A 4,452-nucleotide genomic window follows, 5' to 3' on the forward strand; every position below is an offset into this window, starting at 1 on the left:
GATGTGTATAAGAGACAGGGTTACAGTAATGCAACTGAATTAATAAAGTTGTTGGTATGAATTGGTTGTATTAATGATGTATAAACAAATATTAAAGAATGAATGGAGTTGAAAATATAGTCCTACATATAAAACGTTTGTATAAAAAGAAATTAGGTAATATACATTTTTTTATAAGTATATATAAATAAAAAGAGGTGTGCGTTTTGAAAATTTTTAAGGGAATTCTAGTTTCTTCAATTGCATTAACAGCATTTAATGGAGTAGGCAGTATACTTCCAAGTGAAAAATCAGAAGTTGCCTACGCAGCTACTTATAATTATTCAAATAAGCAATTGAATTCTACTGTACATAAGCAAGTTACTAAACAATTAATTTTAAAATTTAAAAATGAAGTGAATTTACCATATCAGGATGGAATAGAAAAATTCATTAAAGAAGAAAAACAAGATCCTGAATTAATTGGAATTTTAGCTGAATATCCAAATGTAACTATAAATCGACTTTTTAATTCTTTAAATCCTAAAGAAATTAAAAATCTTGGTAAAGAAATAAAAGATTCCAATCATATTTCTTCTAATTTGCTAAACTATTATATTGTAGAAACTCAAGATGATATTGATGTACAAGCATTACTTACAAAATTTGAAAAATCATCTCTTGTTGAAACGGCGTATTTACAGGAAGAAGAGGCGCCACCAGCAGAGCGTTTGCCAAACTTATCTGTTAATCCATATGATGAGCCTAGACTTACAAGACAAGGTTACCTTGAACCAGCACCATTAGGAATTAATGCACCTTATGCCTGGAGCATAAAAGGTGGAGATGGAAAAGGAACTACTTTCGTAGATATGGAGTATGGGTGGTTATTTAATCATGAGGATTTAGTGAATCAAAAGATTGAATTGATATCTGGACAGAATAAAAGCGAGCACCATGATCATGGTACCTCAGTCTTAGGAATTGTTTCGGCAGAGGATAATAACATAGGTGGAATTGGGATCGCACCGAAAGCTAAGGTAAAGGTTGTATCCCAGATTAGGGATAACGGAAATTATAATACAGCTGATGCTATTTTAAGTGCGGTTAACAATATGCAAGCTGGAGATATTCTTTTACTAGAGGCACAAGCAACTTACGATGGATATGGAGATAAGAACTATTTTCCTGTGGAAGTAAAACCAGACATATTTGATGCAATTCGTATGGGAACAAATAAGGGAATTATTATTATTGAAGCAGGTGCAAACGGCGGAAATGACTTGGATCAATTTAGAGACCGTAATGGTAAACAAGTTTTAAATCGTAATAGTCCTGATTTTAAAGATTCAGGGGCAATTATGGTTGGGGCAGCTTCTGCAAGGGTTCCTCATAAGCGTTCATATTTCTCTAATTACGGTAGTAGAGTGGATGTGTATGGATGGGGGAATGCAGTAGATACTACAGATGCTAAACCAAGTGAATTTATAACAAATCTATATACATCTAGTTTTGCTGGAACATCTAGCGCATCACCTATTATTGCTGGTGCTGCAGCATCAATTCAAGGAATTGCAAAAAATAATCAGGGGAGAGTATATACACCAAGACAGCTTAGGGATATTTTAAGTGATTCTAGCACCGGAACGAAATCAAATGATCCAACTTCTGATAAAATTGGTGTTTTACCTGACTTAAAAGCTATTTTATCTAAACTTGGTTTTTCACCAAACTTAGGTAATGATTCTTCCATTGTATTTCCTGAGGAACAAGAAATAAATAAAGGAAATAAGGGAAATGAAGGATCTACTATTACATTCCCGAAAGAAGATACCGCTAATAGTGGAGAGGACTCTAGCTTTATTTTCCCAGAATAATAGAAATACCTCCTATTAAGCATGGGGCAAAATAGTTTACTCAATAAGAACAAAGGATATGAATTCAATAGAAATATGAATTTATATCCTTTTTATTTTAAGCTGTTTTTACTACCTTACAAAAACGTAATGTTAGCGTAATGGAAATGAATTTTGGCAGCCAATAGATTAGGATATAATTTTTGTGAGAAAAGATATGAGGTGAATAATATGAAACGAATAGTGCTTATGTGTAGCTTTTTTGTGATGTTTACTGTGTTGTTATCCGGGTGTAATTTAAATCGTCTTGGTACAGATACATATTATGTGCAAATTACCAAGGATGGTGAAAAATTAAAAGAGAAAAATGTAAATGGGGATACGACTTACGAATATAAATTACCTGGATTTGATAAGGATGGTAAAGAGAAAGAAATGGAGTTTACAGCGTTAAAAAACCTTCGTAAAGAAGCGTTTTTACGTATATATTACTCTGAGAAAAAAGGTGTGAAATCTTGGGAAGAAGTGAAAAAAGATGAACTCCCTACAAAGGTAAAAGAAAAATTAAAGGTGGATTAATATATAATTCTTTATTAGAGCAATATATCCTCAAACTATTAGAATGTATATTGTGAAATAGGCGAAAGTTCTTTAGAGTTGTTAAAGTAAGAGGCTGACAGTTATTGTCAGTCTTTTAATTTTGCAGGAAGAAAATAAAAAAGCATTTAACAGGAAAGTGTTGGATTATTAACAATTATTTAAGATCCAAAGCTACAATATATCTACTCCTGAACTATAATAATTTTAGGTCAGAAATAAGCTTCTGATTTTGTGAGGAGTTAAGTACTAAAAAAGCTTAATTTTGTTTACGTATTTATAGTCGTTTAAAGGATTTATGATTGGTTATGATATAATAAAATTCAAGTACAATAAGGGGGATTAATTAAATGATTTTTCAAAGCATGATAACAGCTATTATAGAAAAATTACAAGAGACGGTGAATCCCTATTGGATAATTGTGTTTGGATCAACGGCTGAGAACAGAGAACGAGAAGATAGTGATATTGATATAGCTTATGTAAGTGACACAACATTAGGGAACTATGAACGTTTTTTATTAGCACAGGAGTTAGCTAACATTGTTCAGAGAGATGTTGATTTAGTTGATTTATCCGAAGCTTCTACAGTTTTTCAAGCTCAGATTATACATACAGGAAAGACAATATTTTGTTCCGATGAAAAACGTAAGGTTATTTTTGAAATGAAAACTTTAAAAATGTATTCAAAATTGAATGAAGAACGACAGGTAGTATTTGATGATATAAAGAAAAGAGGTTCTATATATGAAGAATGAGGTTATTTTAAATAAAATTTCTACAATAGAGCGTTGTATAAAAAGAATCCAAGATGTGTATGGAAATGACCCTGAAAATTTAGAGGACTTTACAAAACAAGATTCAATAATATTGAATATACAAAGAGCTTGTGAAGCGAGTATTGATCTAGCAATGCATATTGTTGCTGGGAAAAAATTAGGACTACCCCAATCTAGTCGAGAGGCCTTTGATTTATTGGTTACAGCAGGATTACTTAGCGCTGATCTAGCAAATAAGTTAAAGGCGATGGTTGGATTTCGTAATATTGCTGTTCATGATTATCAAAGTGTAAATTTAGATATTGTTCGTCAAATTATTGAAAAACATTTAACTGATTTCAAACTATTTACGAAGGAAGTAATGGGGATATTGGAATTTTAGGCGAAAGAACAGAATAATAAAGCTGAGAGAGAAAGTAATTCTATGACTAAAAAACCAGCTATTGGAACAATTACTTAATTTCGTAAGAAGAAACGCGGTCATAAGATGAGTTTGTTTTTGATTTTAGCGAATAAAAACAATATAAAATAATAGAGTTTCAAAAAAATAGCCCTCCACCAGACCTTTTTTGGTCAGATGGAGGGCTATTTTTTTTCATGTTTTGACAAGTTGCGGTGAGATAAGCCTGCATTTGGACAGACTTCAGCCCCCGAAATCGAGCATATCGATAGCCATGTAGTTCTTTGGCGTCCGCAAAGCTTCGCTCTATAGTTGAATAGCGTACTTTGTAAAACTTTTTCCCTGTAACTGTTAGTTTGTTTTTTCTAGCGATATCCTTATATTTCTCCCATATATGATGAGTGATAACTTTTTGTTTCTTTGAAAAACATACCTCACGTAGCGGACAAACAGCGTAGTCTTCTGGATTGGATTTATATTGATGATATCCTTCACGATCCGTTGTCGCATACTCTAAAATACACCCCATCGGACAAGCAAATGCATTCATTTCTTCTACATATTTAAATTGGCTTTTTGACCCTTTACGCTCCTTGAGGAAGGAGTCTTCTTGGCTAAAATGATAAATTTGAAGCTATAAAAGCAACAGAATTATGTAATAAGTGAATCAAAAAAACAACCCCAAAAGCAGACATGGTAACCTGATATTTTTCATTCTTTTTTTTATATACCCAATAAGCATAGTTATATAAAAGACCAATTATCGTTGTACCAACTATATAAGTGATTCCATATGGATGATTTAATCCAAATATAATTGAAGTTATTAATATGATAAGGT

Annotated in this window: 5 protein-coding genes and 1 pseudogene; 4 read left to right on the forward strand and 2 right to left on the reverse strand. The window is 32.1% G+C overall.

Annotated features, from left to right (window positions below):
• The first annotated feature begins 206 nt into the window (after nucleotides 1-206).
• The 4 genes from ABWK52_RS25600 to hepT all read left to right on the forward strand — a co-directional run bounded on the left by ABWK52_RS25600 (nucleotide 207) and on the right by hepT (nucleotide 3,593).
• Nucleotides 207-1,856, forward strand: a complete 1,650-nt coding sequence (locus tag ABWK52_RS25600) for a S8 family peptidase (protein ID WP_353772215.1) — start codon at nucleotides 207-209, stop codon at nucleotides 1,854-1,856.
• A 210-nt stretch (nucleotides 1,857-2,066) separates the two neighbouring features.
• On the forward strand, nucleotides 2,067-2,414 hold the full coding sequence (locus ABWK52_RS25605; RefSeq protein WP_000822910.1) for a YxeA family protein: 348 nt from the start codon (nucleotides 2,067-2,069) through the stop codon (nucleotides 2,412-2,414).
• 368 nt (nucleotides 2,415-2,782) lie between these two features.
• Nucleotides 2,783-3,190, forward strand: coding sequence for a type VII toxin-antitoxin system MntA family adenylyltransferase antitoxin (gene mntA / locus ABWK52_RS25610; RefSeq protein WP_000577229.1), 408 nt, complete (start codon nucleotides 2,783-2,785; stop codon nucleotides 3,188-3,190).
• Nucleotides 3,180-3,593 carry a type VII toxin-antitoxin system HepT family RNase toxin gene (gene hepT / locus ABWK52_RS25615; protein WP_000787540.1) on the forward strand — a complete coding sequence of 138 codons (414 nt, stop codon included), beginning with the start codon at nucleotides 3,180-3,182 and terminating at the stop codon, nucleotides 3,591-3,593. Before mntA ends, hepT begins: the two co-directional genes overlap by 11 nt.
• Before the next feature lie 123 nt (nucleotides 3,594-3,716).
• On the opposite strand, the pseudogene ABWK52_RS25620 reads toward hepT, so the two are convergent.
• Nucleotides 3,717-4,191 (reverse strand): annotated as a pseudogene (locus ABWK52_RS25620) (transposase); the annotation flags it as partial.
• Between the two features lie 34 nt (nucleotides 4,192-4,225).
• The coding region (locus ABWK52_RS25625; protein ID WP_353772216.1) for a CPBP family glutamic-type intramembrane protease at nucleotides 4,226-4,452 on the reverse strand (227 nt) is incomplete at its 5' end.

It is taken from the genome of Bacillus sp. AP50, from assembly GCF_040492675.1.
Taxonomy (GTDB): domain Bacteria; phylum Bacillota; class Bacilli; order Bacillales; family Bacillaceae_G; genus Bacillus_A; species Bacillus_A cereus.